This window comes from Pollutimonas subterranea (genome assembly GCF_002849655.1).
Taxonomy (GTDB): Bacteria; Pseudomonadota; Gammaproteobacteria; order Burkholderiales; family Burkholderiaceae_B; genus Pollutimonas; species Pollutimonas subterranea.
The window spans coordinates 505,613-531,456 of the sequence record NZ_PDNW01000001.1 but is presented as its reverse complement, the minus strand read 5'-3'; the positions used below and the strand labels follow the sequence as shown (position 1 = coordinate 531,456).

At 59.1% G+C, this 25,844-nt stretch carries 24 protein-coding genes; 3 read left to right on the top strand and 21 right to left on the bottom strand.

Annotated elements, in window-relative coordinates:
- Positions 1 to 33 precede the first annotated feature (33 nt).
- The 10 genes from flgK to flgB form a co-directional block, all read right to left on the bottom strand.
- Positions 34 to 1,683, bottom strand: coding sequence for a flagellar hook-associated protein FlgK (flgK, locus tag CR159_RS02535; RefSeq protein ID WP_102072395.1), 1,650 nt, complete (start codon positions 1,681 to 1,683; stop codon positions 34 to 36).
- A gap of 103 nt (positions 1,684 to 1,786) precedes the next feature.
- Positions 1,787 to 2,779 carry a flagellar assembly peptidoglycan hydrolase FlgJ gene (gene flgJ / locus CR159_RS02530; protein WP_102072394.1) on the bottom strand — a complete coding sequence of 331 codons (993 nt, stop codon included), beginning with the start codon at positions 2,777 to 2,779 and terminating at the stop codon, positions 1,787 to 1,789.
- A gap of 7 nt (positions 2,780 to 2,786) precedes the next feature.
- Positions 2,787 to 3,854, bottom strand: a complete 1,068-nt coding sequence (locus CR159_RS02525) for a flagellar basal body P-ring protein FlgI (protein ID WP_102072454.1) — start codon at positions 3,852 to 3,854, stop codon at positions 2,787 to 2,789.
- A gap of 79 nt (positions 3,855 to 3,933) precedes the next feature.
- Positions 3,934 to 4,620 carry a flagellar basal body L-ring protein FlgH gene (locus CR159_RS02520; protein WP_102072393.1) on the bottom strand — a complete coding sequence of 229 codons (687 nt, stop codon included), beginning with the start codon at positions 4,618 to 4,620 and terminating at the stop codon, positions 3,934 to 3,936.
- Between the two features lie 2 nt (positions 4,621 to 4,622).
- The gene (flgG, locus tag CR159_RS02515) at positions 4,623 to 5,408 is read right to left on the bottom strand and encodes a flagellar basal-body rod protein FlgG (protein WP_102072392.1); all 786 of its coding nucleotides are present in this window, start codon (positions 5,406 to 5,408) and stop codon (positions 4,623 to 4,625) included.
- Positions 5,409 to 5,452: 44 nt separating this feature from the next.
- Positions 5,453 to 6,199, bottom strand: coding sequence for a flagellar basal-body rod protein FlgF (gene flgF / locus CR159_RS02510; protein WP_102072391.1), 747 nt, complete (start codon positions 6,197 to 6,199; stop codon positions 5,453 to 5,455).
- Between the two features lie 12 nt (positions 6,200 to 6,211).
- Positions 6,212 to 7,417, bottom strand: coding sequence for a flagellar hook protein FlgE (flgE, locus tag CR159_RS02505; protein ID WP_102072390.1), 1,206 nt, complete (start codon positions 7,415 to 7,417; stop codon positions 6,212 to 6,214).
- Positions 7,418 to 7,490: 73 nt separating this feature from the next.
- Positions 7,491 to 8,165 carry a flagellar hook capping FlgD N-terminal domain-containing protein gene (locus CR159_RS02500; RefSeq protein WP_102072389.1) on the bottom strand — a complete coding sequence of 225 codons (675 nt, stop codon included), beginning with the start codon at positions 8,163 to 8,165 and terminating at the stop codon, positions 7,491 to 7,493.
- Between the two features lie 41 nt (positions 8,166 to 8,206).
- Complete coding sequence (gene flgC / locus CR159_RS02495) at positions 8,207 to 8,623, bottom strand: flagellar basal body rod protein FlgC (protein ID WP_102072388.1); 417 nt, start codon at positions 8,621 to 8,623, stop codon at positions 8,207 to 8,209.
- A gap of 29 nt (positions 8,624 to 8,652) precedes the next feature.
- Entirely contained in the window at positions 8,653 to 9,060 is a 408-nt protein-coding gene (gene flgB, locus CR159_RS02490) for a flagellar basal body rod protein FlgB (RefSeq protein WP_102072387.1), read from the bottom strand.
- Between the two features lie 188 nt (positions 9,061 to 9,248).
- Here flgB and flgA point away from each other — a divergent pair, with 188 nt between their 5' ends.
- From flgA to CR159_RS02475, 3 genes are all read left to right on the top strand, one after another.
- A complete protein-coding gene (gene flgA / locus CR159_RS02485) occupies positions 9,249 to 9,959 on the top strand; it encodes a flagellar basal body P-ring formation chaperone FlgA (protein ID WP_102072386.1) in 711 nt (236 codons plus the stop codon).
- A gap of 124 nt (positions 9,960 to 10,083) precedes the next feature.
- Positions 10,084 to 10,371, top strand: a complete 288-nt coding sequence (gene flgM / locus CR159_RS02480; protein WP_102072385.1) for a flagellar biosynthesis anti-sigma factor FlgM — start codon at positions 10,084 to 10,086, stop codon at positions 10,369 to 10,371.
- Between the two features lie 62 nt (positions 10,372 to 10,433).
- A complete protein-coding gene (locus CR159_RS02475) occupies positions 10,434 to 10,910 on the top strand; it encodes a flagella synthesis protein FlgN (RefSeq protein ID WP_102072384.1) in 477 nt (158 codons plus the stop codon).
- A gap of 30 nt (positions 10,911 to 10,940) precedes the next feature.
- Here CR159_RS02475 and flhF read toward each other — a convergent pair whose 3' ends face one another.
- The 11 genes from flhF to cheA form a co-directional block, all read right to left on the bottom strand.
- A complete protein-coding gene (gene flhF / locus CR159_RS02470) occupies positions 10,941 to 13,355 on the bottom strand; it encodes a flagellar biosynthesis GTPase FlhF (RefSeq protein ID WP_102072383.1) in 2,415 nt (804 codons plus the stop codon).
- Positions 13,352 to 15,466 carry a flagellar biosynthesis protein FlhA gene (flhA, locus tag CR159_RS02465; protein ID WP_102072382.1) on the bottom strand — a complete coding sequence of 705 codons (2,115 nt, stop codon included), beginning with the start codon at positions 15,464 to 15,466 and terminating at the stop codon, positions 13,352 to 13,354. The genes flhF and flhA overlap by 4 nt, the downstream gene beginning before the upstream one ends.
- On the bottom strand, positions 15,459 to 16,622 hold the full coding sequence (gene flhB, locus CR159_RS02460; protein WP_102072381.1) for a flagellar biosynthesis protein FlhB: 1,164 nt from the start codon (positions 16,620 to 16,622) through the stop codon (positions 15,459 to 15,461). Before flhB ends, flhA begins: the two co-directional genes overlap by 8 nt.
- A 102-nt stretch (positions 16,623 to 16,724) precedes the next feature.
- Positions 16,725 to 18,230 carry a methyl-accepting chemotaxis protein gene (locus CR159_RS02455; protein WP_102072380.1) on the bottom strand — a complete coding sequence of 502 codons (1,506 nt, stop codon included), beginning with the start codon at positions 18,228 to 18,230 and terminating at the stop codon, positions 16,725 to 16,727.
- A 105-nt stretch (positions 18,231 to 18,335) separates the two neighbouring features.
- Entirely contained in the window at positions 18,336 to 18,980 is a 645-nt protein-coding gene (gene cheZ / locus CR159_RS02450) for a protein phosphatase CheZ (protein WP_102072379.1), read from the bottom strand.
- 10 nt (positions 18,981 to 18,990) lie between these two features.
- The gene (cheY, locus tag CR159_RS02445; protein ID WP_102072378.1) at positions 18,991 to 19,380 is read right to left on the bottom strand and encodes a chemotaxis response regulator CheY; all 390 of its coding nucleotides are present in this window, start codon (positions 19,378 to 19,380) and stop codon (positions 18,991 to 18,993) included.
- A gap of 46 nt (positions 19,381 to 19,426) precedes the next feature.
- Entirely contained in the window at positions 19,427 to 20,479 is a 1,053-nt protein-coding gene (locus CR159_RS02440) for a protein-glutamate methylesterase/protein-glutamine glutaminase (RefSeq protein ID WP_102072377.1), read from the bottom strand.
- A 39-nt stretch (positions 20,480 to 20,518) separates the two neighbouring features.
- Positions 20,519 to 21,367: a CheR family methyltransferase gene (locus CR159_RS02435; RefSeq protein WP_102072376.1), complete on the bottom strand. Its 849-nt coding sequence runs from the start codon at positions 21,365 to 21,367 to the stop codon at positions 20,519 to 20,521.
- A gap of 4 nt (positions 21,368 to 21,371) precedes the next feature.
- Positions 21,372 to 23,108, bottom strand: a complete 1,737-nt coding sequence (locus CR159_RS02430; protein ID WP_102072375.1) for a methyl-accepting chemotaxis protein — start codon at positions 23,106 to 23,108, stop codon at positions 21,372 to 21,374.
- Between the two features lie 56 nt (positions 23,109 to 23,164).
- The gene (locus CR159_RS02425) at positions 23,165 to 23,665 is read right to left on the bottom strand and encodes a chemotaxis protein CheW (RefSeq protein ID WP_102072374.1); all 501 of its coding nucleotides are present in this window, start codon (positions 23,663 to 23,665) and stop codon (positions 23,165 to 23,167) included.
- A 27-nt stretch (positions 23,666 to 23,692) separates the two neighbouring features.
- Positions 23,693 to 25,825, bottom strand: a complete 2,133-nt coding sequence (gene cheA, locus CR159_RS02420; RefSeq protein ID WP_102072373.1) for a chemotaxis protein CheA — start codon at positions 25,823 to 25,825, stop codon at positions 23,693 to 23,695.
- Positions 25,826 to 25,844 lie beyond the last annotated feature (19 nt).

Here is a 25,844-nt window from a genome sequence, read left to right as displayed (position 1 = left end):
ACTGGGCTGGGGCGGACTATGTGTCTTAAAAACCTAGCGCATGCCCAGCAAAGTATCGAACAAGTTGGAACTGACCTCGATCAGCCGGGCAGCCGCACTGTATTGCTCTTGATAGCGGGTCAGATTTACGTACTCTTCGTCCAGGTTCACACCCGACAAAGTCTGTTGCGCCGCAAAGTTTTGTTGGATGAGCGCCGCTTGCGCCTTGGCCGCGGTGCCGTTTTGCTGAGTCTGCACGCCCACTTTATTCACGATCTGTGAAAAAGCTTCGTTCAAGCTCATCGAGTCATTGCCAAGCACCTTCTTGGTTTGCAACTGCGCCAATTCCAAAGCGGCTCCGCCGTTAGCCGTACCCGTGTTTGCCGTTGCAGCAGCGATTTTCGCAGGATCCGTAATGGCCAATGAGATACCGCCCGCGGCGGATCGGGTAGGCTGAATCAGCCAGGAATCGCCGCTGGTGGGCGGGCCTGTCAAGTCCAACGTCAGTCCTTCGAAGTCAATGCTCCCGCCCACCGCGGGAACTCCGAGGTCGGTCACTGTGCCGCCGGGAATACTGGTCGCGACGTATGTATTTCCGTCAAACTCAATCCGGTAATCCTGCCCTGTCAGCTTGTTGACATCACTGAAGGCCACAGCGATATTTGCACCCCCAGTATTCTGGGAGTTGGGAAGCGAACCAAGAGCCCGCAAAGCAAAGAACACACCGCCTGCGACACCGTTCAAATCTTCGCCGGTGGCATGTACACCATTAACAGCAATAGCTATACCGGCCGCCATGCGGCCCAAATCGTTCTGGACGGCGTCCAGCGATTCGCGACGATAGGTCAACAATCCGCCTAAGGCGCCGCCCTTGATTGATGATTCGTTCATTTCGACCGACATTGCTTTTCCGTCGCTCCCAATCGCCGTATAAGCCACGATAACCCGTGAATGGTCGGCGGCAGAGGGTTGGGCCACCAAGGGAAACGCGGTATCGCCGCCGAGCAGCATCTGGCCGTTGCCTATTGAAAGGCTGACATTGCCGTCCTGCTCGTAAACCTTTACCTCGACCAACTGGCTTAGCTCAGAAACAAGCTGGTCGCGTTGGTCAAGCAGATCATTAGGCTCGTGATTGGAACTGCTGGCACGCGCCGTCGTGATTTGCGTATTGAGGTCGCGGACACGCTCGACATAGCTGTTGATTTGCGTGACCGTCGTCGTGATCTGTGTATTGATATTATTGCGTTGGCTGTCCAGGAATGCATTGCTGTTATTCAACTGCGAGACCAGGCTCGATGCACGCCCCAGCATTTCCTGGCGCGCGGCGCTGTCGGCGGGTGCCGAGGCAACGGCCTGAATGCTGTCGAAAAAATTCTGCAGTGCAGGTGTAATGCCAACAGTGCGGTCGGCAAACAGGTTGTTGACTTGGGATATCTCATTGCCGTAGGACACCAGCGCGGCGCCCGTGGTCTGCGCGCCGACCAGTTGGCGGGACAAGAAGCTGTCGTAGGACCGCTGCACCGTGACCGCTTGTACTCCGCGACCGATATACCCGGCACCTGTGCTGGTTGAGCCCGCCGTTTGCACGAGTACGGTCTGGCGATTGAAGCCTACCGTGGCCGCGTTGTTGATATTGTGGCCGGCCGTTTGCAGGCGGTTAGAGGCCGCATTTAAACCCGAAAGACCCAGGTTGGCTAAATTCATGAAAGATTCCGCTTTAGTCAGGCCGACGCTGGCGCCAACCCGTATATCAAGACTATGTATAACGTTAACGACAGCTCGCCCAAAAGCTTTAGGCCTTTACGGCTCAAACTCCGCGCTTCGGACCGGTGTCGAAGTAGCTCATGATGGAAATCAGTTTCTCGGCATAGGCCGGGTCAGTCGCATAGCCCGCAGCCTGGATCCGGTGCGCAGCCGCTTCGGCGGTCGGCGCGCCCACCACGTCGCTGTAGCGCTTGTTCTGGCCGATCAAGCGGGCGTAGTCGGCGAACGATTCGGCATACGAGTCATAGGCACGAAATGGCTGCGTCATCTTGCGAGGCACGCCGTCGACATATTCCGTCGTCATGACGTTGACCACCTTGCCCTTCCAGCCCGAAGTCGCCTTGATGCCAAACAGGTTGTGGCTGGTCGTGCCGTCTTCGCGCATGATCTCGCGGCGGCCCCATCCCGATTCCAGCGCTGCCTGGCTCAGTATCAGCTTGGCGGGCACGCCGCTTTCATGAGCCGCGAATTTGGCAGCCTCTGACATTTTCGAAACGAAGGTCTCGATATGCTTGGGCGCGCCCTTGATGGCGGAATAAATTTTTTCGGATAGCGGGTTCTTGCTCAATAGATTGATGAGGCCTGAAATTGACGATGCATCGCTGCTCCGATCCCCGCCTATCCGGGATTTCAGCGCAGGAAGGCGCGTTGCAGCCAACTCGGGAAGCTGGCCATTCGCGCTACCCATGCCGCTGACAGGCGCCGCTCCCTGACCTCCCTGTATCTGCGCAAGCAGTGCCTGGGCAAGACCAATTCCCGGATCGGCCAGCTGCAGCGACATTTGCTCATCGCCCATGCTCTGGGCCAAGCGCGTTTGCTGACTATCGAACACTCCAGTTGTTGTGGAACCCTGGCGTGCCTGCTTGAGCATCTGCTGGATGAAAAGCGCTTCAAACTGCTGCGCCACTTTCTTTTGCTCTGCCAGCGGCGCATTGGCACCTTCGCTGACGCCGCGCTTAAGGCTATTGAGCGCATTGAAATCCAGGGTCGATGCCGCTGGATTACCGGGACGAGGGGTATATTGCACGAGCGACATATTCGGCCTAGATGATTTCCAGGTCGGCGCGCAACGCGCCGGCACTTTTCAGGTTCTGCAGGATGGATAACAAGTCCTGCGGCGTGGCGCCAAGGGCATTTAGCGCTTTCACTACGTCGGCCAGGTTGGCGCTTGTGCGTACGCGCTGCAAGCTGCCCTGGTCAGATGTCATCTCGATCTGCGTACTCTGCGTCACGACGGTCTGGCCGCCCGCAAACGGTGTATCGGGCTGGTTGACCTGGGCGTCCTGGCTGATGACGACGGAGAGATTTCCGTAGGCGATGGCGGCTTCGTCTATCGTCACGGTACGATTCATGACGACCGAACCCGTGCGCGCATTGATGACCACCTTGGCACGTGCGGGAGGCAGGTTGACCTGAAGATTTTCGACCTGGGAAAGGAATGCCGCTTGCGCGGCGGGATCCACGGGGCCGCGCAACTGGACGACCCGGCCATCCAGTGCCGATGCCGTGCTCGGGCCGAAACGCGTATTCAAGGCCGTGACCATATTTTGTGCCGCGCCGAAGTCGGTGGTGTTCAGCTCCAGATTGATGATGCCGTCGCGTACATAGGTGGTGGGAACGCTGCGCTCGATAATCGCGCCATTGGAAATAATGCCGCCGTTCAGTTGATTCACTTGTACGCTGGAACCGCCGGCCGAGGCCCCCGCACCGCCAACCAGCAAGTTACCCTGTGCAATCGCATAGACTTGGCCGTTGGCACCCTTCATGGGCGTCATCAACAATGTGCCGCCACGCAGGCTCTTGGCATTACCCATGGATGAAACCACCACGTCCACCGTCTGCCCGGGCTGTGCAAAGGCAGGCAGCCTGGCCGTTACGATGGCCGCAGCCACGTTCTTGACCTGCATATTCGTACCCTGGGGAACCGTCACGCCCAGTTGCGACAACATATTGGTCAGGCTTTGCTGGGTGAATGGCGTCTGGCGGACTTGATCGCCGCTGCCATCCAGGCCCACCACCAGGCCGTAACCAATCAGTTGATTGGCACGCACGCCTTGTATCGACGCAATGTCCTTGATTCTTTCGGCTTGCACCGCGCTTGCGGCCAGCATGCAAAGCGCGCCCAAGGCCAGGCGTCGCCCTTGGTGGCCCAGTCGGCTGAAGAAATTGGAAATCAAAACCGGTACCTTGTTAGAACGGGGAAACATTCAGGAAAAAGCGTTGCAGCCAGCCCATGGTTTGAACTTCATCCATGGTGCCCTTGCTGCGAAACTCGATGCGAGCGTCGGCCACCTGGGTGGAGGAAACCGTGTTCGATCCAGTCACCGAGCGCGGATCCACGACACCCGAGAAACGGATGTGTTCGCTGCCGCGATTGATGGCTATTTGCTTGTCCCCGGCGATCTGTAGATTGCCGTTGGGCAATACGCCGATGACGGTAGTCGTCAATGTGCCCGAGAACGTATTGTCGGCACGCGTCGAGCCTTTACCCTGGGATGCGTTCTCGCCCGAAATATCGAAACTCTGCTTGGCGCCCACCTCGTTCGGCAACATCGCCGGCGCCAGGGCCACGCCGAACATGGCGCTGCCGCTGCGGTCTGTCGTGGTCTGGACGTTCTTTGCCGCGTTCGTCTTTTCCTGTATGACCACCGTGACAATGTCGCCCACGTTACGAGGGCGGCGGTCTTCGAACAGCGGATAGTTGCCATAGGCGGTGGGTTGATAGATCGAACCGTTGGCCTGCACGGCCGGCATAGGCGGCAACGGCGGCGCTGCAGTCAATGGTCCGGTCACCACGGGTTCGGGTGGCACCAGCGCACAACCCGAGGCCAGCGCCACAGCCAAACCCACCACTACGAGTCGAAGGCGTTTAAACATTATTAAAGCTGAGTCAGGCGCGCCAGCATCTGGTCGGAAGTCTGGACGGCCTTGCTGTTCATTTCATAGGCGCGCTGCGTGGTGATCATGTTGACCAGTTCCTCGGCGACGTTCACGTTCGAGGTTTCCGTGTACTGCTGCAAAACCAGGCCGGCACCATCAAGGCCGGGCTGGGCAAGGTTGGCCGGACCCGAGGCATCCGTTTCCACATACAGGTTCTCGCCCGCGCTTTGCAAGCCGGTGGGATTGATGAATGTATTCAGCTGCAATTGACCGATTTCCACGCTGATTCCCGTGGCGCCCGGCTGGGTGACCGACACCGTACCGTCACGGCCGATCGACACCGACAACGCATTGTCCGGAATGTTGATGGGCGGCTGTATGGGATAGCCGCCGGCCGTTACCAACTGGCCGTTCTGGTCCACTTGCAGGCTGCCATCGCGGGTATAGGAAAATGTTCCGTCGGGCATCTCGACCTGCAGAAAGCCTTTGCCCTGAATGGCGATATCCAGGTCATTGCCGGTTTCTTTAAGGTTGCCCTGGCTATGGATGCGTTCGGTGGCCACGGTGCGCACACCGGTACCGATTTGCAGGCCCGACGGCAGCTGATTGGCGGCACCGACCTGGGCGCCTGGCTGGCGTATGGTCTGATACATCAAATCTTCGAACACCGCGCGGCCGCGCTTGAAGCCCGTCGTATTGACGTTGGCCAGGTTATTCGAGATGACGTCCATATTGGTCTGCTGGGATTCCAGACCGGTTTTGGCAATCCAAAGAGAGCGGATCATTTTCTTTCCTTACTGTGCAAGCAGGGCCTGCACGGAACGCAACATTAATTATTTGACGACAGTATGGAGTTGGCGCGCTCGGCGTTCGAGCTGGCGTCCTGGATTATCTTCATCTGCATTTCAAAGCGGCGCGCATTGGCGATCATGCCGACCATCGCTTCCGCGGGATTCACATTGCTTTTTTCAACAAAGCCGGAAACCATGCGCACCTGCGGATCGGCCTGGGCAGCCTCGCCACCGGCCAAGCGGAACAAACCATCGTCGCCACGCTGCATGGATGCAGCGGGTGGATTGACCAATTTGAGCTGTCCCAATTGCTGGATGTCGCCCGGATTATCGCCGGCGCCAAGCGCGCTGATCTGCCCGTCGCCGGAAAAGCTCACACTGCCGCGCTCAGGAATTTCTATCGGCCCGCCATCGTTCGAGAGCACCGGATAGCCCTGCTGGTTCACCAGCAGATTATCCTGGTTCACGGCCAGTTCACCCGCACGGGTATAGGCCTCGCCTTGCGGTGTCTGTACGCTGAACCAGCCATCGCCCGTAACGGCCAGGTCCAACGCATGACCGGTCTCGGCCATGACGCCCTGCCCGAAATTGCTGGTGGGCGTGGCGGTTACCGTTGACACCCGCGTTGGCAGGCCAGGCTGGCCCACGACCGGCACCGACCGGTAGATCGCCATCTGTTCGCGAAAACCGGTGGTGCCGACGTTGGCCATGTTGTTGCTGATGACAGCCTGCTGTTCCAGCACCCGCGCGGCGCCGCCGGCGGCCGTATAGATAATGCGATCCATTTAAACGTCAGCCTAGCGCATGTTGATCAAGGTCTGCATGACCTGATCTTGCGTCTTGATGGCTTGCGCGTTGGACTGATACGTACGCTGCGCAATGATCAGATTGACCAGCTCCTGGCTCAAATCGACGTTGGACTCTTCAACCGCCTGGCCGACTATCGTGGCAAAACTGTTTTCACCGGGACGACCGATGACAGGCTGGCCCGAATCGGAAGTTTCCGCCCAGGCGTTTCCGCCGACCGCTTTCAAGCCCTGAAGGTTTTTGAAATCGGCTAGTGCCAGATACCCAAACGCTTGAGTTTCACCGTTGGTATAGCTTGCAACGATTTCGCCATCGGATGCAATAGCCATGCTGGCGTATTCACCCGTCGTCGAGCCGCTCTGAGTGAAGTTAGGCGCAAACGGCCCACCAAACTGGGTTGAATTGTTGTAGTCGATACTAAGTGTCAGGGGCGCGGCAACCGCAGCTGTGGCTGCGGGGGTCACTGTTATCGTAGCAGCAGTGGGTGTCGTCGTGAGCGCACCGCCGGCATCAAATGATAACGTGACCGGTGTTGGTGTCGGCGCTACGCTCGTCGGTATCAGGTTGCCATCCAATCGATAATGCACCGTCCACGTGCTGGTGGCGGGCGTTGTCTTGACAAAATACTGGGTCAATTGATGCGAATTTCCCAATGAGTCGTACACGGTGATTGGCAACGAATGGTTATAACTGGCTGCATTATCAGGGTCAAAAGCGGCGGTGGGCACCTCTTCCGTCGCGTCAAGATTCGTTCGAGTGGTGATCGTTGTCGTGGCGACAGGTGCAATGTTGCCCACGGGAACCATGATAGGAACCGGAGTGGTTCCATTGGGCTGAAAGCCGGTCAGGCGCTGCCCCTGCGCGTTAACGATATAGCTGTCCTTATCGGCAAAGAACTGACCGTTCCGGGTATAGAGAACGTTTCCGCTGGTGTCTTCCACCCGGAACAATCCCTTGGGGCCATCAATCGCCATATCAAACTGATTACCGGTCGTCGATAGTGTTCCCACCGTAAACCGCTGGTTGATGCCGGTTACCGCAGTACCCAAACCAATGCTTGAATTGGCATAGACGTCAGCAAATGTGGTCGTTGCCGTCTTGAACCCTACCGTGCCGGAGTTGGCAATGTTGTTGCCGATGACATCCAGATTCTGCGCCGCAGCATTCAAGCCGCTTAAACCCTGTCCGAAACCCATGATTAACCTCGTTTACTTTTTAACTGTGTGAGTAATGCGGCGTGCCTTATTGCGACACCGCAAACGACTACAACTACATTATTTTGCGCAAGCTCAGCAGCGAATGCGATCCCGCCAGGCCAAGATCCATGGTCAGACCCGCTGAGGTGTATGCGACGCTCCCCACTCTGCCGTAGGTCAGCGCATCGGCGGACACCGCCTCCTCGCTGGCATTGGTCGCCTTGACGTTGAACGTGTATGCGCCTGCGGCGACTGCTGTACCGGCATCGTTCTTGCCATCCCAATCAACCGAGATAACGCCGACAGGTTGGCTGCCCAGATCGATACTGCGTACGACGTTACCCGCCGAATCCGTAACTGTGACGACGACCTTGGTGGCCTCGGAAATCATGTCCACACCGAACGGCGTAACGTGCGTGCCTTCCTCATCGACCCCAACCGAAATCTTGGTGCCCGGAACCAGCACATCCTTACCGATAAGGTTGGCCGCCTGCATGGACTGCGACACATCCATCTGGCCGGACAAGGCCAGCAAGGTGTTGTTCAGTTGCGTGATACCCGTAACCATGGACAACTGCGCCATTTGGGACGTTACTTCGGCGTTGTCCATGGGATTCAGGGGATCCTGATTCTGCAGCTGGGTTACCAGCAAGGTCAGGAAACGATTCTCGGTGTCGGAAGCCAGGCCCTGGGTGGTCGCATTTGCCGTGGCAAGTGCGGTGGACGTTGCATTGTTGACTGTAGTCAAGGTGGTGCTCTCTTAGGAATTAAGGTGACCGCGGGCAGGAACTACTGTCCGATGGACAGGGTGCGCATCATCATGCTTTTGGCGGTATTGATGACTTCGACATTAGCCTGGTAGGACCGCGAAGCAGATATCATGTTGACGGTTTCCGCCACCACGTCCACATTGGGCATTGCTACGTAGCCGTCGGCATTGGCCAGCGGATTCTTGGGGTCGTACTGCATGCGTGCCGGCGCGCCGCTTTCGACTATTGCGGCCACTTTCACGCCGCCGACCGACTGCGAATAGGCCTGTCCGGGAGCTGGCGCCATCTGGAATACAACTTGGCGAGCGCGGTACGGCTGGCCATCGGGGCCGGCAACGCTATCGGCATTGGCCAGGTTGCTGGCCGTGACGTTCATGCGCTGGGACTGTGCCGTCAGCGCCGAACCGGCTATCTCGAAAATACTCATCGTCGACATGGACTTTCCTGTTTTCCTGGTACTGCGGTTTACTGCTGCAATGCCGCCATCATGGATTTGATCCGTGATGAGATAACGGCAAGATCGGTTTGGTAACGCATGGTGTTGTCGGCGAACTGCACGCGCTCGACATCCATGTCGACGGTATTACCGTCGAGGCTGGGCTGGAAGGGCTGACGATACAAAAGCTCGGCGGGATCCGGGGTGACTGCCTTGGCCGGAATATGGCGCGCGGACGTCAGCGCAAGCTGCGTATCCGGGAGGCGCAGGCCCTCGCCCATGGCATTGCTCAATGCCGAGCTAAAATCAAAGTCGCGCGATTTGTAGTTGGGCGTGTCGGCATTAGCAATATTGGCTGCCAATACTTCCTGCCGCTGCTGGCGTAAATTGATGGCTTGCTGATTGAAGCCAAAGTGTTCGCCGATCCGATCGATCATTTGCCGTTCACCAGGTAATAACGATGCCTGCAACAGATGTCCGCAGGCAATAGACCCATATGGCGACCTACTGCCGCTCACATAACAGCATAGTAATGGTGGGGCACGACAGCTAAAGTAGGAAATAAGCCACTATTTATCATCCAGTTCCCGGGATGGCGCGCTATCGCCTTCGATAGAATGTGCATATGCCCAAGTCCCCCGCCATCATTAGTTTGCTTGCCGCCAGCCTGTTGGCCTGGCCTGCGGGCGCTGCCCCCACGGGGGCCGTCATCGCCGCGCAAGATCCCGCCACCATTGCCACCGAAGTCGAGCACTTTCTTGTCGGCCAAGCCCAGAACTATCCGGGCTCCGCAAGCGTCACGGTCAATATGCCGAATACGCGCAATCAAGCCGCATGCGATGAACTGCAGGTCTATCTGCCGAATGGGCACCGGCTGCAATCCCGCATGACGGTCGGCGTGCGCTGCGTGGCGCCTGCCGAGTGGAATATGCGCGTGCAGGCAAACTTGAACATCCAGGGCTATTACTACGTGGCCAACCACACTATCCAGGCTGGCGATACCTTGTCACTGAGCGACCTGACCGGACGCGAAGGCGATTTGCTTAGCGTTGCGCGCGGCGTAGTCTTCGACCCCAGCCAGGCCATCGGCTATGTGGCTAAATATCGCATTTCCGCAGGCGGCGTCATCAAGTCCAGCGCGCTGCGCGATCCGGATTCCATAGCTCGCGGCCAACGTGTGCGTACCGAGGCTCGCGGTGTCGGTTTCGTGGCCACGGGTGAAGGGAAGGCGCTGGAAAGCGGCGCGCCAGGCTCCCAAATACAAGTAAAATCCAGCTCGGGCCAAATAGTCAGTGGTACGGTGGTGAATTCGAATACGGTCCAGGTCATTATGTAACGACAATGCGGCACTCGTAAAATTGCGTAAGAATAGGCGGCAGACCTAAACTTTTCAGAAAGCGGGCCGTAAAAAGAGACACGAACGCATTACACTGCTTGCCAGGATTCATCCGGAGACCGCCTTGAAGATCACCTCACCCGCTATAAACAGTACCGCCAGGACCAGCATAGCCGGCTCGCGTACTGACGGCGTGGCCCGTGCAGGCGTGCCTTCGCCCAGTTCCGGCAAAGGCGCTGTCGACCTAAGTTCCACGGCCCGCCATCTGTCCAATCTGCAAAACAGCGATGGCGACATTAACGTTGCCCGCGTAAACGAGATCCGCGACGCCCTGGCGTCGGGTCAACTCAAGATAGACCCCAGCCGCATCGCCGACGGCCTGATCGCAAGCGTACGCGATCTGCTGAAATAGGCGGACGACCGGGTTCGTTCACACCCCACGGGCGTAACGCGCCCGACTGAAATTACCACCCAATGAATAACGTTGTCTCGCAATTGAAACAGTGTCTGGAACAGGAAGTTGACCTGGTCCAGGCATTTATTGCTGTCCTTGAAGAAGAAGCTCAGGCATTGACCGAAGCCGGCGATACCGACGCCCTAGCCGAGTCCACCGAAGCCAAGAACCGCTACGCAGATCAACTTGCCCTGGTGGCGGATGAGCGCCAGGGCCTGCTGGCCCAGCTGGGATACCCCGGCGACAAACCCGGACTGGATGCCGCGGCACTTGAGCACCCCGAGCTGCGCGAATTGTGCCAAGCTTTGCTGGAAAAGGCGGAAACGGCCAGCCAGCTGAATGCATCCAACGGCATCACCATCAACACCTTCCTGGCTCATAACCAGCAAGCGCTAGATATGGTGCGCGGGCTGGTCGGCGCCAGCAACCTGTATGACGCCAGTGGTCGCAAGAATAGCGCCGGTCCCGGCACCGGAAAAAAGTTCAAGGCCGGCTGATTGCCTCTCCTGCCTGACAATGGTCGCCCGTTAAACGGCGACCATTTCTTTTAGTGCGAACAGCTTCAGCATGGCAGGCATGGCCGTCAGCGACGGCAAGCCCGGCTTGCCCGTGACGGTGCCGCCTACCTTGCGCGCCAGCGCAGCGCCAGGATCTTGTTTGTACTGCGATGCCGCCATTCCCAGCTGCACCGCCAGCATGGCTTTCTTGGGCAAGGATTCGGCATCATGGCGTTGCTCCAGCAACTGCCAGGCACGTGCCACATAACGCATGCCGGCCTTGGCCTCGGCACGCATGACCAGCCACGCAGCCAGGGTGTCGGACGACGCGGTCGATGCAAACATATTGCTGAGGCCATACAGGGTCTTGATGGTGGAACCATCGGCCCGGTTCACGATACGCACGCAGACGACTTGCAACAGCAATGAATCCTGCTGGCGCGCAACGACTTCGACGGTTTCGCTGGCGACCCATAGCACAACGTCCCCGGCTGGCCTGCTCGCGACTTCCGTGATCGCCGCCGAGTAGGCAGGCGTGGCCACCGGCCGAAAACTGAGTGTCTTGGCCAATGCCCCTACCGTAGTGGCGCACGAGTCGAATTCAACACGCGTGGCGCCGGGACATTGTGTCAGCCAGGATACGTCCAGGGAAGAAACATTGCGCCATAGGGCCTGGGTTCCGCCTTCGAAAAGATGCACGATCGGCAAGGCCTGGGAATGCTCGCCCAGCCACTGGATCTGGCGAAGCAGCGCTACGGCGGTCGTCGGCGCCTGTTGTGTACTGTCCCCGCAGGAGGACTGCCAGCCATCAGCAAGGCTCAGTTGCTGCACCGGGGAGGTCAACGGCATGCCATCTTCCGCGTACAACAGGCTGGCGCGCAAAGAACCGCGGCTACCCGATGACGACTTAATCGTCACTTGATCGTGCAACGCCAACAGATGCTTATAGGAATTTTCAGCCGCAACGCCCTGGGCAATGCGCAGCCCATGCTCGATATGACCGGCCAGCGTTACCGTATCCGGCTTGGATGCGGTATAGCTGCGCCACAGGCTGTAGGCCTCGACCGGCGCCGTCGCTTCGTCGATATAAGCGCAGGCCGCGTCCAGGTCTTCCATGGACATGCTGGATCCCGGCTCGATGGCCATCGACAGCAGCCCCGGCAGCAGGCGTTTACGCCGGCTCTCGACATCGGCGCTGCGAGCATTATCCGCCGGTGGCTTGGCCAGCGACATCAAGGCGGCAAAATCGGCTTCCGTCGGCGCATACAGGGCGCGGCTCAGCTGATTGTGGACCAGCGCCTGGTCGACCAGTTCCATGGCCGATGGAAACGCCAGGTTCTCCGGCACTTTCTGGCCTGTGGAAATATAGTGGATGGGCAGGCGGTAGCGTATGGCTGTGTCCAGGGCGGCGCCCAGTTGGCTGGCCTCGTCGACTTTGCTGATGATGCAGCCCCTCAACGGCGTTCCGCCGTCGTTGCTATAGGTGCGGGCCACTTCATCCAATGTATCGCCGTGGCTCGACGCATTCAGGACCAGCAGACGGCTTACCTGCCGCCCTGCGCCGGCCAGCATGGACGCCTGCTCGGCAATATAGCGATCGCGCTGGCTGATTCCGACATTATCGATAAGAATGGTCTGGTCCGGGCGGATGCCTTGCATGGCTTTGCGCAGTTCGACGACGTCCTGCACGACGTGTACCGGCACGCGCATGATCTGTCCGTAGATCTTCAGCTGTTCGTGTGCGCCTATCCGATAGGTGTCGGTCGTAAGCAGTACCAGCCCGTCCGGTCCGACACGCTTGAGGCAACGCGCGGCCAGCTTGGCGATGGTCGTGGTCTTTCCGACGCCGGTGGGACCGACCAGCGCCAGCGCCAGGCCGGGCGTCCATAACTTATCTTCGCCGGACAAGACCGGCAGGTGTGTGACCAGTTCGTTGCGCGCCCATTGCAATGCCGCTTTGGCCGTCAGTTGTTCCGGCAGGCGCTTGAGCATGGCACGCAACAGGGCGGTACTGAAACCATAGCCCAGCAGGGTCTGGAACAGCGACACGGCTTGGGGCGCGCGTCGTAATTGGTTTCCCCACACCAGCTCGTCAATGCGAGTTTCCAGTGCGCCGCGCATGGCGCCTATGGCGTCCATGACGTCGACCTCTGATTCCGGAACCGGTCCCGGCCCCGGTTCCGGCTCCAGTCCGGCTTGAGGCATGCGCGGCAATGCCGATGGCGGCCTTTGTCCGCCTGGTGCCGGCGACGGCGCCCCGGAAAAACTACTGATGCCCGCTGGCTCCTCGGTGGCGACCGGCACCGATGTGGCGTCCGATGCCAAGATTTCCACGCCGCCGTTGATACGCCGGTTCGAGACGATGAGCGCGTCGGGCCCGAGCGCCATGCGCACCTGGCGTAGCGCCTCGCGGTTGGTACTGCCAAAAAAACGACTTATATTCATTGAGCGGCTCCGCCAATTACAGCGGTGATGCGCAAGGTGCGCTCATCGGGTATTTCAGCATTGGAAAGCACCCCGATCTGGGGGAAATGGTGCCGCAGGAACCGGGACAAGGATGCCCTTAGTACAGGCGGCACGACCAGCACGGTGGCGTCGCCATTGGCTTCCTGCACCTGGACGGCGCGCTGCGCGTCGTTCAGCACGCTTTCGGCCAAGCCGGGTTCCAGCGCACCGCTGGTAGTCAAGGCCTGCGTCAGCACACGTTCGAGACGCGGATCGAGACCGATGACGCGCAACTCGACGTCGCCCGGGAACCATTGCTGGGTAATCGCGCGGCCCAGTCCCACCCGGGTCAATGCCAGCAGCTCGGTGGAGTCAGGTCCGGTGCCGGTGGCATTAAGCGCAGCCAGGCGCGGCGCATGCTCGGCCAAGGTTTCGACGATAGTGCGCATATCCCGTATTGGCACTTCCTCGGCAAGAAGGCCGCGCAGCAGTTTTTGCAGCAGCGTAAGGCTGACCGTCTTGGGGACGAGGTCTTCGATGAGCTTGGGCACTTCGCGGCCCACGTGGTCGAGCAGTGCCTGCACTTCTCCGCGCCCCAGCAGTTCGCCACCATAGCGATGCATCAGGTGATTCAGGTGGGTGGCGATGACCGTGCCCGCATCGACAACGGTATAGCCGGCGATCTGTGCCTGCTCGCGCAAGCCCACGTCTATCCACACCGCCGGCAGGCCGAAGGCGGGATCGGTTGTGATGTTGCCCGGCAGCTTCATGGTCACGCCACCGGGATCAATAGCCAGCCACTGGCCGGGCGTGGCGGATCCGCGTCCGACTTCGACGCCCGACAGCAGGATACGATAATCGTTGGGCTTGAGCTCGAGGTTATCGCGTATGTGGACCACGGGCGGCAGAAAGCCGACATCCTGGGCAAACTTCTTGCGCAGGCTGCGTATGCGATGCAGCAGCTCGCCATTCTGGGCATGGTCAACCAGCGAGATCAAGCGATAGCCCACTTCCAGGCCCAAGGGATCAACCAATGCCACATCGTCCCAGGTCGCCTCGGCCGCAGCGGCCTCGACCGCCGCCTGCACTTTCTCGGGTTCTTCGGCTTCCGCCAGTTTCTCGGCCTGCTGGCGTTTGAGCATCAGCCATCCACCGCCCGCCAAGGCCGCGGCCAGCAGCAGGAAGGCCACGTGCGGCATGTTGGGAATCAGCCCCATGGCCGCCATGATGCCGGCGGTAATGAACAGGACGTTCGGATTGGCAAACAGCTGACTGACCATTTGCTGGCCAACGTCCTCGTCGGTCGCCACGCGCGACACCACCACACCGGCCGCGGTCGAGATCACCAGCGCAGGAATCTGGGCGACCAGGCCGTCGCCGATAGTCAACAAGGTATAGACACGAGCTGCTTCACCAAACGGAAGGTCGTGCTGCCCCACCCCAATGAACAGGCCACCAATGACATTGATGATCATGATGAGCAGACCGGCAACCGCGTCGCCGCGCACGAACTTGCTGGCACCATCCATGGATCCATAGAACTCGGCTTCCTGCGAAACTTCCATGCGGCGCCGGCGCGCATCATCTTCCCCGATCAGGCCCGCGTTCAGGTCGGCGTCAATCGCCATCTGCTTGCCGGGCATGGCGTCCAGCGTGAACCGGGCGCCCACTTCCGCAATCCGGCCGGCACCTTTGGTAATGACGACAAAGTTGATGATGACCAGGATGATGAAAACGATGATACCGACGGCAAAGTTGCCACCCACCAGGAAGTGGCCGAAAGCCTCGATCACCTGGCCGGCTGCATCCGGGCCCTTATGGCCATTCAACAATACGACCCGCGTGGATGCCACGTTCAGCGATAGGCGTAACAAGGTGGCAAACAGCAGCACGGCAGGAAACGCAGCAAAATCCAGCGGCTTCTTGGTGAACATGGCCACCAGCAATATCATCACCGACAGCGAGATATTGAAAGTGAACAGCAAGTCCAGGATGAAGGGCGGCAGCGGCAGGATCATCATGCCCAGCACCATCAGGATCAGCACCGGGCCGGCCATCAGGCGCGCATGCTGCCCGCCATTGTTCTTGAGTGAAGCAAAAAAACTATTCATTTGTGTTTACCGCAACCTTATGTTTGCCCTCAGGGTCGAGCTCTGGCGGGACCGCCAGGTGGGAAGGCTTCGGAGGTTCAGTCCCCGTCCCCATATTCCAGCTGCGTAATTGGAATACCCAGGCCAGCACTTCGGCGACCGCCGAATACAGTTCGCCCGGTATTTCCTGACCTAACTCTACGTTGTGGTACAGCGCCCGGGCCAGAGACGGCGCGCTGAGCACGGGCACCTTGTGTTCGGCAGCAATGCTGCGCACCCTTGCCGCGATCAGGCCGGTACCCTTGGCCACGACTTGCGGCGCCCCGCCCTGTCCTTCCTTGTAGACCAGCGCCACCGCGTAATGCGTCGGGTTGGTGACGATGACATCGGCATTGGGAACCTCCGACATCATGCGCCGCCGCGCCATCGCCCGTTGCTGCTGACGTATCCGGCCCTTCACATGGGGATCGCCATCGCTTTCCTTGTGTTCCTGCTTGACGTCTTGCTTGGACATCCGCATTTTCTTGTAATGGCTGTACAACTGCCAGGGCGCATCGATCAGCACGATCAGGAACAACGCCGATACGATCAAGGCGCAGCACAGGGCGACCAGCCCCATCCCGGAGGTAAGGGCTTCGGTGGGCGTGGTGTGCATCAGCGACAACATCTGGTCGCGGTAGTGCCAGATCACCATCGCACCTACCGTGCCGATTACCGATGCCTTGGCCAGCGTCTTGATCAGTTCCACCAAGGTCTGGGCCGAGAACATTCGCGCCACGCCCTTGATGGGATTCATGCGCTCGAACTTCGGTTCCAGCGCCTTGGTGGAGAACATGAAACCGCCAAGAATAACCGATGCAAAAATGGCCACAACCACCAAAACCGTAAACAAGGGAGCCAGTGCCAACAAGGCCTGCAAAGCCGAATTCGCCGCCACCGTCACCATGACGTTGGTGTCCCGCCCCACCCGCTGATCAAACCACAAGCCGGACTCGAGGATGCCATTCAAGCTGTGATAGATTTGCGCCCCGCCAAACCACAGCATAGCCACGCCAGCGCTTAACAACAGAAAGGTGTTGAGCTCGCGTGAACGTACGACCTGGCCTTCTTCGCGCGCCTTTTCCAGGCGCCGCGGCGAGGCCGGTTCGGTTTTTTCGAGGTCGCTGTCCTCAGCCATTCATGGGTAGAAAAACGTGGGTTGGTACGGGAATATCCGATGAAACACGATTCTAGACGAACCACCCACGGGCGAATGCCCAAGCAAGCCCACTAATTACGCTTAATTCATTTCCACGAAACGCGCGTAATCGATGCCAATGCGCACGGCACCCCAGCGGCTGTTATCGATGTCAATGGGAATGGATACGTCGGTCACGATTTCGCCGGTGTCACGAGTGTAGGTCTGGCACAGGACGCCCGACGGGTTCTTGATCGCCGCCTGGCAGACCGGATCGTCAAAAATGCGCTTGTTGCGCACATGCCGGGTATCGTGATCAAGGTCGCCCGTGGGCGCTCGCGAATAGCGCGTATTGTGCGTGGGGCAGTATCCGCGCCTGTCGACCAGCAGCGTATAGAAGCCGCCGGGCAGTTGGTCGAGCATGTCATCGAGTAGTTGCGTCAGCGGCTGATCGATGGCCATGTCGTAGGCCGTATTGAAACGCGCGGGATTGCTATTAGGAATGCGGCGATACTGGTCGTCGAAAATATCCACCCCGCGACGACTGGCTTGGCGCAGCAAGGTTCCGCACGCGGAATTCAAGGATTCCAGGACGCTGACCAGGGAATCGAAGGGAGTATTGCCGGTACGCAAGGCCGCCAGCATTTCCTGCAAATTCTCCGACTTCACCCGCACAGCCGTCACCTGCCGACTCATGGCCCCCATCCCGTGCTGTACCTGCGCGCTAAGGGTTGCGATGCGTTCGATGGATCGATTCATTTCCTGGTTGGTCGCGTTGACCTGTCCCACCGTGCCAACCACCTCACTCATCTGAGCGTCCATGCGCTCGAACTCAGTGACGAACTGGTTAAAGCTGACGGTGAACTGGCCCACGACCTTGTCGGACGTAGCCATGTCGGTGGAAATGTCGTCGGTCTTGCTGCGTGTGTCGGCGACCAGACCAAGGATTTCGCCCGTGTGCTTGACGATCTCGCCGGTGGCCGAATTGACCCTTTCGGCCAGCTTGCCCACTTCGCTGGCCACTACCGCGAAACCCTGTCCGGCATCGCCTGCGCGGGCGGCTTCCACGCCGGCGTTCAAGGCGAGCAGGTGCGTTTGCAAGGCAATGTCCTTGATAAGCCGACTGGTGTCTTCGACCGAGCGCGCGCGCTGGCTGAGCTGCGCCACCACGCCGGAAAACACGTCCATCTGCGAGGCCACACGGGTAACACGGGTTTGCAAGTCGTTCAGCTGCCGCAGGGTTGCACGGGCGACGTCCATTTGAGTATGGAAGGTCGCCGCGATATCGGCGACGGCCGTCTCCGTCTGATCTGACATGGTCGAAATTTGGCCGCCCCGCGTCGCCAAGCCATCGGCTTCGGCCGCCTGCTCGCGCGCCATATCGCCGCAAACCTGGGTTTGCGTTTGCAATCTGGCGGTATTGAGCGAGATATCGATGCTGGCATTGCGCATGGTGACGAAGCGATCGCGCAAGGTGGTGAGGAATCTGGCCAATGGCCACGCGATCGGGCTGAGCGTCCAGGCCCTGTCCGAGAATGTGGCCTCTCCACGGCTGAGCCGCCCAAGCAAACGTGATACACCGACCGTGCGCCCGGCTTTCTTCTTCATGCTTGTCTCCCCAGACATTGACTGTCTTTTTTATATGCCGGCCTTTGATCGGGCCGCCCTATCGTAGCAACATCACGCTTCCTGTGCCGGTAAACTACATATCGATCAGAATCCCAGACTGGAAAGCAAATCGTCGACTTGATCCTGACTGGTTACCACGTCGACCTTGCCGGCGGGATTGACGTCGGGCCCATTCAACAAGGAAGCGGCCTCCTCGCGCTTTTCCTGGGGCACGCTGTCGATCAGCACCTGCACCAGTTCGGTTTCGATGGCCGTGACGACTCCCAGCATTTTCATGATGACTTGGCCGGTCAAATCCTGGAAGTCCTGCGCCATGATGATGTCCAGAAGATTGCCTTGCGAGGCTTGTGTCTTCTGGGGGATGTCCTTGAGCAAGGCGCGGGTATCGTCGACAAGCTCACGCGCCTGGTCGAGTTCGACCGGGTGGTCGAACCAGCTTTGCCAGCGCGCATCCAGCGCCTTGGCCTCTTTCTGCATGCTTTCCTGTAGCGGCTGTGTCTGCTCGGCCGCGTTCAACACGCGGTTGGCGGCCTGCTCGGTCATGCGGGCCACATAATGAAGCCGGTCGCGCGCATCGGGAATAGCGTGGGCCGCGTCTTTGATGGCTTGGTCCAGGCCGAGCTCGCGCATGCTTTCGCGCAACTTGCGCGTCACCGAGGCAATACGGTGAATCAGGTCCACGGGTTGCTCGTCGGTCTCGATGTCCAAGGGCATTTCAGTCGTACTCATAGCTATCCCCTTATGCGCCGAGCTTTTCAAAGATCTTGTTCAGTTTTTCTTCCAGCGTGGCCGCGGTAAACGGCTTGACGACGTAACCATTGGCGCCGGCCTGGGCCGCGGCAATGATGTTCTCTTTCTTGGCTTCAGCAGTCACCATCAGCACCGGCAGCTTGGCCAACGCCGGGTCGGCCCGGATGTTCTGCAACATGGCCAGGCCGTCCATATTGGGCATATTCCAGTCCGAGACGACGAACTCGAAGTTTCCGTTACGCAGCTTTTCGAGTCCCATGGCACCGTCCTCGGCCTCGTCCACGTTCTCAAAGCCGAGATCCTTAAGCAGGTTCTTGATGATCCGACGCATGGTCGGAAAGTCATCAACAACCAGAATTTTCATGGTTTTCTGTACCACTTAACACGCTCCAAAATAATAAATAGCCAAGAGTCTTGGGGGAAGTTCAGACTCGGTGACCATATGAGCCAGCGCTGGAAAGAATGCGCTGGCTGATTTCCGATAATGGGACCGCGCTGTCGGCTGCGCCTATATGCAGCGCCTCGCGCGGCATGCCAAATACAACACAACTTGCTTCGTCCTGGGCAAAGGTAGTGGCCCCCGCCTGCTTCATGGCCAGCATACCGAGTGCCCCGTCCTTGCCCATGCCCGTCAGAATCACGCCAACGGCGTTCTTGCCCGCGACTTGCGCGGCCGAGTGGAACAACACATCGACCGATGGGCGATGCCTGTTCACCGGGTCGCTGTATTCGAGTTTCACGACGTAGTTGGCGCCCGAGCGGGCCAGTTTCATGTGCGCCACGCCGCCCGGGGCAAGGTAGACATGCCCTGGCAAAACGCGCTGGCCGTCTTCGGCCTCGTGGACTTCGACAGCGCACAGGTTATCCAGGCGTTGCACGAACGAGCGTGTGAAACCGGCGGGCATATGCTGGGTGATCATGATTGCGGGACTGTTCGCAGGCAAGGGCTCGAGCACCTGGCGTATGGCTTCCGTGCCGCCGGTGGAAGCACCGATCAACACGAGCTTTTCAGTCGTGGAGAATACATGCGTCAAGCGCGCCGCGGGCGCATTGCTGGCGGCACGCGCCTGCCTGGGACGCGATGTGGCGGCTGCACGGATCTTGTCGGCGATCAGCTCGCTGTATTCGAGCAAGCCGTCGCGCAGGCCCAGCTTCGGTTTGGTCACGAAATCCACCGCGCCAAGCTCAAGCGCACGCAGTGTGACCTCGGAATTGCGCTCGGTCAGCGATGAGACCATGACAACCGGCATGGGCCGCAAACGCATCAGGCGTTCGAGAAAATCCAGACCGTCCATGCGCGGCATCTCGACGTCGAGCGTCAGTACGTCGGGGTTATGCAGCTTGATCAGTTCGCGCGCAATGAGAGGGTCGGGTGCGGATGCGACGACTTCCATATCGGGTTGGCCATTGATGATCTCGGTCATCAGGCCTCGAACCAGAGCCGAATCATCCACACACAAGACTCTAATTTTCTTCATTTATGGTGCAATTCAATAAATACGGTGATGGGCCTCGCGCTACCGCTGCGCGAGCTCGTACACCGTCTGGCCTTGCAAGCGAAACGCATTGGTCAGATAGGTGAAATTCTCGGAGTGACCCGCAAATAACAAGCCACCCGGTTTCAGCGTGGGCGCAAAACGCTCCAATATACGCGTCTGGGTCGGCTTGTCGAAATAAATCATGGTGTTGCGACAGAAAATGACATCGAACTTTTGCTCGGTGGGCCAATTGCTGGAAAGAAGATTGAATGTCTGGAACTCGATCATGTCGCGGATGGCCGGCTTGGCCCGCACCATGCCGGCCTGCCGTCCCATGCCGCGCTGAAAATATTTCTTCAGATAGCTTTCCGGGATGGGCTGCGCGCGTTCCAGCGAGTAGACCCCTTCCTGGGCGCGCTCGATGGCGCGCGTGTCGATGTCGGTGGCCAATATAGAGACGCCGACATCCGGTTGCAGGCACGATTCGCGCAAGGTCATGGCGATGGTGTAGGGCTCTTCGCCGGTAGACGACGCGCAACACCAGACGGAAAACGGCTTCTTCCTGGACTTGGCGAACTTGCCCAGGATATCGAAATGATGCTGCTCACGAAAAAAAGCAGTGTGGTTGATCGTGAATGCATTGACGAACGCCTCCCATTCCGGCGAATGGGGGTTATGTTCGAGATGATCCAGATACTCCCTGGCACTGCTCATGCCCATAGCCTTGGTGCGCATGCCCAGGGTGCGTGCCGCCATCTCGTGCTTATGATTGCCAATCACAATGCCGGCTCTGGCGTGCAGCACACGGGCGGAGCGCTCAAAGTCGTGCTGCCCGACCTCGACGAGGACGGGCATGGTGAAAATCGATTGTGCTTGTGGCAATGACATGCTTTCAGGAACGCGCGAGCGCTCCAAGAGGTTGAGTCAGGCCCGAAGATTCGGACTCTGACCTGGAATGCTTGAGCTGGTTGGCCGCCACATCGATCACTTCACTGGTATTGATTTTGAAAACAGCCACTGCCTCGGTCAGGCGGGTAGCTTGATCCTGCAGGGAACCGGCGGCCGCGGCCGCCTGCTCGACCAAGGCTGCATTCTGCTGGACGGCGGAATCCATTTCAGCCACGGCTTTGTTTACCTGTTCAATGCCATCCGACTGCTCATGAGACGCGGACGATATCTCGCCCATGATGGCGGTAACACCCTGTACCGAACCCACGACCTCGTGCATGATTTCGCCGGCGACGCTGGCCTGCTGCGATCCCGCCTGTACCTTGACCAGCGATTCTTCGATCTGCTCCTTGATTTCCTTGGCGGCGCCGGCGCTGCGCTGCGCGAGCGAACGCACTTCGCTGGCCACCACGGCGAAACCCCGGCCCTGTTCGCCCACCCGGGCCGCTTCCACGGCCGCATTCAACGCGAGGATATTGGTCTGGAAGGCAATGCCATCGATGACGTTGACGATCTCGGCCATCTTGGCCGAGCTGACACATATTTCGTCCATGGTGGCGACCACGGCGGCCACGGCAATACCGCCCCGTTCGGCGACTTCCGAGGCGTTCTTGGCCAGTTGGTCCGCCTGTTCGGCATTATCGGTATTCTGGCGCACCGTGCTTGCCAGCTGCTCCATGCTTGCTGCCGTTTCCTGCAGGGCGGCCGCTTGCTGTTCGGTACGGCTGCTGAGGTCGGTATTGCCCAGGAAGATTTCGCGCGAACCCAAGGTGATCTCGTCGACGCCCTCACGCACCGCGCTTACCGTGCGCGTAAGGCTTTCCTGCATACGCCGCATGGCCTCGTAAAGCACTCCGATTTCATTGCGCGACTTGATGTCGACGCGCTGCGTAAAATCGCCGCCGGCGATTTTGTCGAAGTGAGTACCGGCAGAGCGCAAAGGACGCAGTACCATGCGGCTCAGGAAGGCATAGGCGGCTAGCGCAATGGCGAGACACACCAGCATGGCCACCGATACCAACTGGATGACCAGTTGATACTGACCCTCTTCACGCTGGTAGGCCTGATCGATGATACGCTGCTGATAGCCCTGGAGGCTGCGTAAAGAACTGTAGAGGTCCTCTTCGAGAAACAGTGTCGTGCCGCCCAGGAAGGTGTGATATTCCTTGACCTGGCCCGAGGCCAGCATGTCGAACAAAGGCTGCACGCCGCCGCTCATCAGCGTGGTGTAGCCCTCGACCACACGCGCATAGCGGCTTTCCGGATCGGGTACACCTTTTATGAGTTCCGTGAAGCCGGCAAAACGAACCAGGGACTGGTCGTATTCGCTGCGCGCCGAGGCAAGCAAGGCATTAGTCTCGTCGCTTAGCGCCGCGGCGTCGGACGTTTGCGCGCCACCCCATTCAGCGGCAATCGCATTGGCCTGCTGGTCGCTGTTGACAATGAAACTGGCAACGGTACGCCCCAGTCCGGTCTGCACGTTCTTGTATCCATCGATGGACTCGTACAAGGCCGAGCCCAGGCGCTGATTCTGCACAATATTGTGCAGCGACTGATTGCCGGCGCGCAGGGACAGAACGCCCAATGCCGCGCCCGCCACCAGCATAAGAAGGAAGAAGGCCAGGACCAGAATCAAGCTGGTGCGTATCTTCAAGTTCGAAAACAGCGAGATCTTTCGCATACTACGTTGCCCCGTTTATATGTTTATCAGCAAGCGCGACCCGTACCCGGCCTGGATCAGGCCGCCGCGCTTTCAACTAGTGCCATTTCTTCGCTGGTCATCAGTTTTTCGATATCGACCAGGATGAGCATGCGCTCGCCTATGGTGCCGATGCCGGTCAGGTATTCGGTGGAAAAGGCCGTGCCAAACTGCGGTGCGGCACTGATATGGCCCGGCTGCAGCATAAGGACGTCGGACACGCCGTCCACCACCACACCGACGACTCGTGTCTTGAGGTTCAAGATGACGACGACGGTCTGGTGGTTGTACTCGACCGTTTCAAGATTGAACTTGATACGCATGTCGACGATGGGAACGATGATGCCGCGCAGGTTCGTGACACCCTTGACGAATGAGGGAACATTGGCGATGCGCGTCACTGTCTGCGCGTCGTAGCCGCGAATTTCCTGGACCTTCAGGATATCGATGCCGTACTCTTGCGCAGCCAATGTAAACACCAGGAACTCCTGGCCGGTGGTGTCGACCTGGGTGGAGTTGGACTCGAATTTGTTGAACATTGTTTTCTCCGAAACTTTAAAGAGGCGTTAGATCGTTGTTTTGTCGCGTGTGAAACGCATCAGGGCAAACACGTCGACAATCAGCGCGACACTACCGTCGCCCAATATCGTGGCTGCCGAAACACCCGGTATTTTTCGATAATTTGATTCAAGGTTCTTGACCACGACCTGATGCTGGCCGATAAGGTGGTCGACCAGCAAGGCGAAGCGTACGTCCTGCGCCTGCAGGACGACGGCTATCGATTTCGTGATGTCGGTTTCTGCACCATCCACGGCAAAGACGTTATGCAATGCCACGATAGGCAGGTATTCGCCCCGAACCTGCAATACGTGCTCGGTATCGGAAATGGACCGGATCTGGTCCGCGCTGGGCTGCATCGATTCGGTCACATGGCTGAGCGGCAAGATGAAGGTTTCCTCGCCTACTCGCACTGACATCCCATCGAGAATGGCCAGCGTAAGCGGCAAGACGATGCGGGTAGACGTGCCCTGGCCCAGGCGCGAGGAAAGCTGGATGTGTCCGCCCATGGCCTGGATATTACGCCGCACGACGTCCATGCCCACGCCACGGCCTGAAATGTCGGTAACCTTTTCGGCCGTGGAGAACCCTGGAGCGAAAATAAGCTGCCACAATTCTTCATCGGGCGTGTTCTCGGTAACGGCCATGCCTTGCGCCAGCGCTTTTTTGAGTATGCGCTCGCGGCTCAGGCCCGCGCCATCGTCGGCGACTTCAATGACGATCTGGCCGCCATGATGCTGCGCGGACAACAATAGGTTGCCTTCAGGACTCTTGCCGGCCTCGACACGTTTTTCAGGGGATTCAATGCCATGGTCGATACTGTTGCGCACCAAATGGGTAAGCGGATCGATGATGCGCTCGATCAGGCTCTTGTCGAGCTCCGTGGCCTGACCCTGCGTGGTCAGCTTGATCTGCTTGCCCATCTTGCTGGCGCTTTCACGCACGACGCGGGGGAAGCGGCTGAACACGTAGTCCATAGGCATCATGCGTATAGACATGACGGCCTCTTGCAGGTCGCGCGCATTGCGGTCGAGCTGTTCAATACCATTGAGCAGGCGGTCGTGCAGCACTGGATCCAGCGTGGATGCCGTTTGCACCAGCATTGCCTGGGTGATGACCAGTTCGCCAACTAGGTTGATGATCTGGTCGACTTTCTCGACGCCCACCCGGATCGTGCTGCTATTGGAGGCCGCCGCAGGAGCCTTGCTTTCCGCCTTGGCGGCAGGGCTGGCTGGCGTCGGCGTGGCGACGGGTGCCGCAGAGTCCGGCGATACGGGCTCCTGGGCGGCCTGGGCCGGTACGGCCGGTGTTGGTTCAGGCTTTGAAGCACCGGCCTGAGTAGCGACAGCCCCGACGTCCAGGGCCGCCATGAGCGAGGCACCCGCCGTCGCAGGCAATGCCTCGCGCGTAATCTCGACTTGGTCAGCATTGACGATGAAGCAGCACACTGCTTCGAGGTCGCTGGCCGAGGCCGTTGTGTTAAGCCATATCGACAACGATTTGGCAGTACGCTCCTGGTGCAGCACGTCGCCCAGCAAGGCCATTTCGTCGCCCAATGCTTCGGCGTCTTTCGCTTCCAGGCTGTTCACGCGTATATGCAAGGGCAAACCTGTCGCACCGCCGCCCGCCGCATGCGCGGCAGGAGTTGCCGTGGCCGTCGACGCGGCGACGGCCACGGACGGGGACGCTGGCGCCGCTACCGGTGGAGGAACGGCCGAGGGCGCGGCGGCAAGCGTGCCGTTCTGCTCTTGGGCCAACTGGCGAAGCTGTGCGCAAATGCGCTCGTAAGCTTCGGAATCGGGTTCTTTTGAATTGCGGTATGCCGCCACTTGCGCTGTCAGCACATCTTTGGTTTCCAGGAAGAGATCGATCATGTCTTTACGCAGTGGCATCTCGCCCCTGCGGATTAGATCGAGCAGGTTTTCAAGAAGGTGGGTGGTGTCGGCCAGTTGTCCAAAACAACCGAACGTGCCGGCTCCGCCCTTGATGGAGTGAGCGGCCCGGAAGATGGCATTGAGCTCGTCAATATCCGGGTTGGCGAGATCGAGACCGAGCAGCAAGCGCTCCATATCGGCCAACAGCTCGTCAGCTTCGTCAAAAAATGTCTCGAAAAACTGGCTCAGGTCAACGCCGGTACTCATGATCGCTTCCTTATACTGT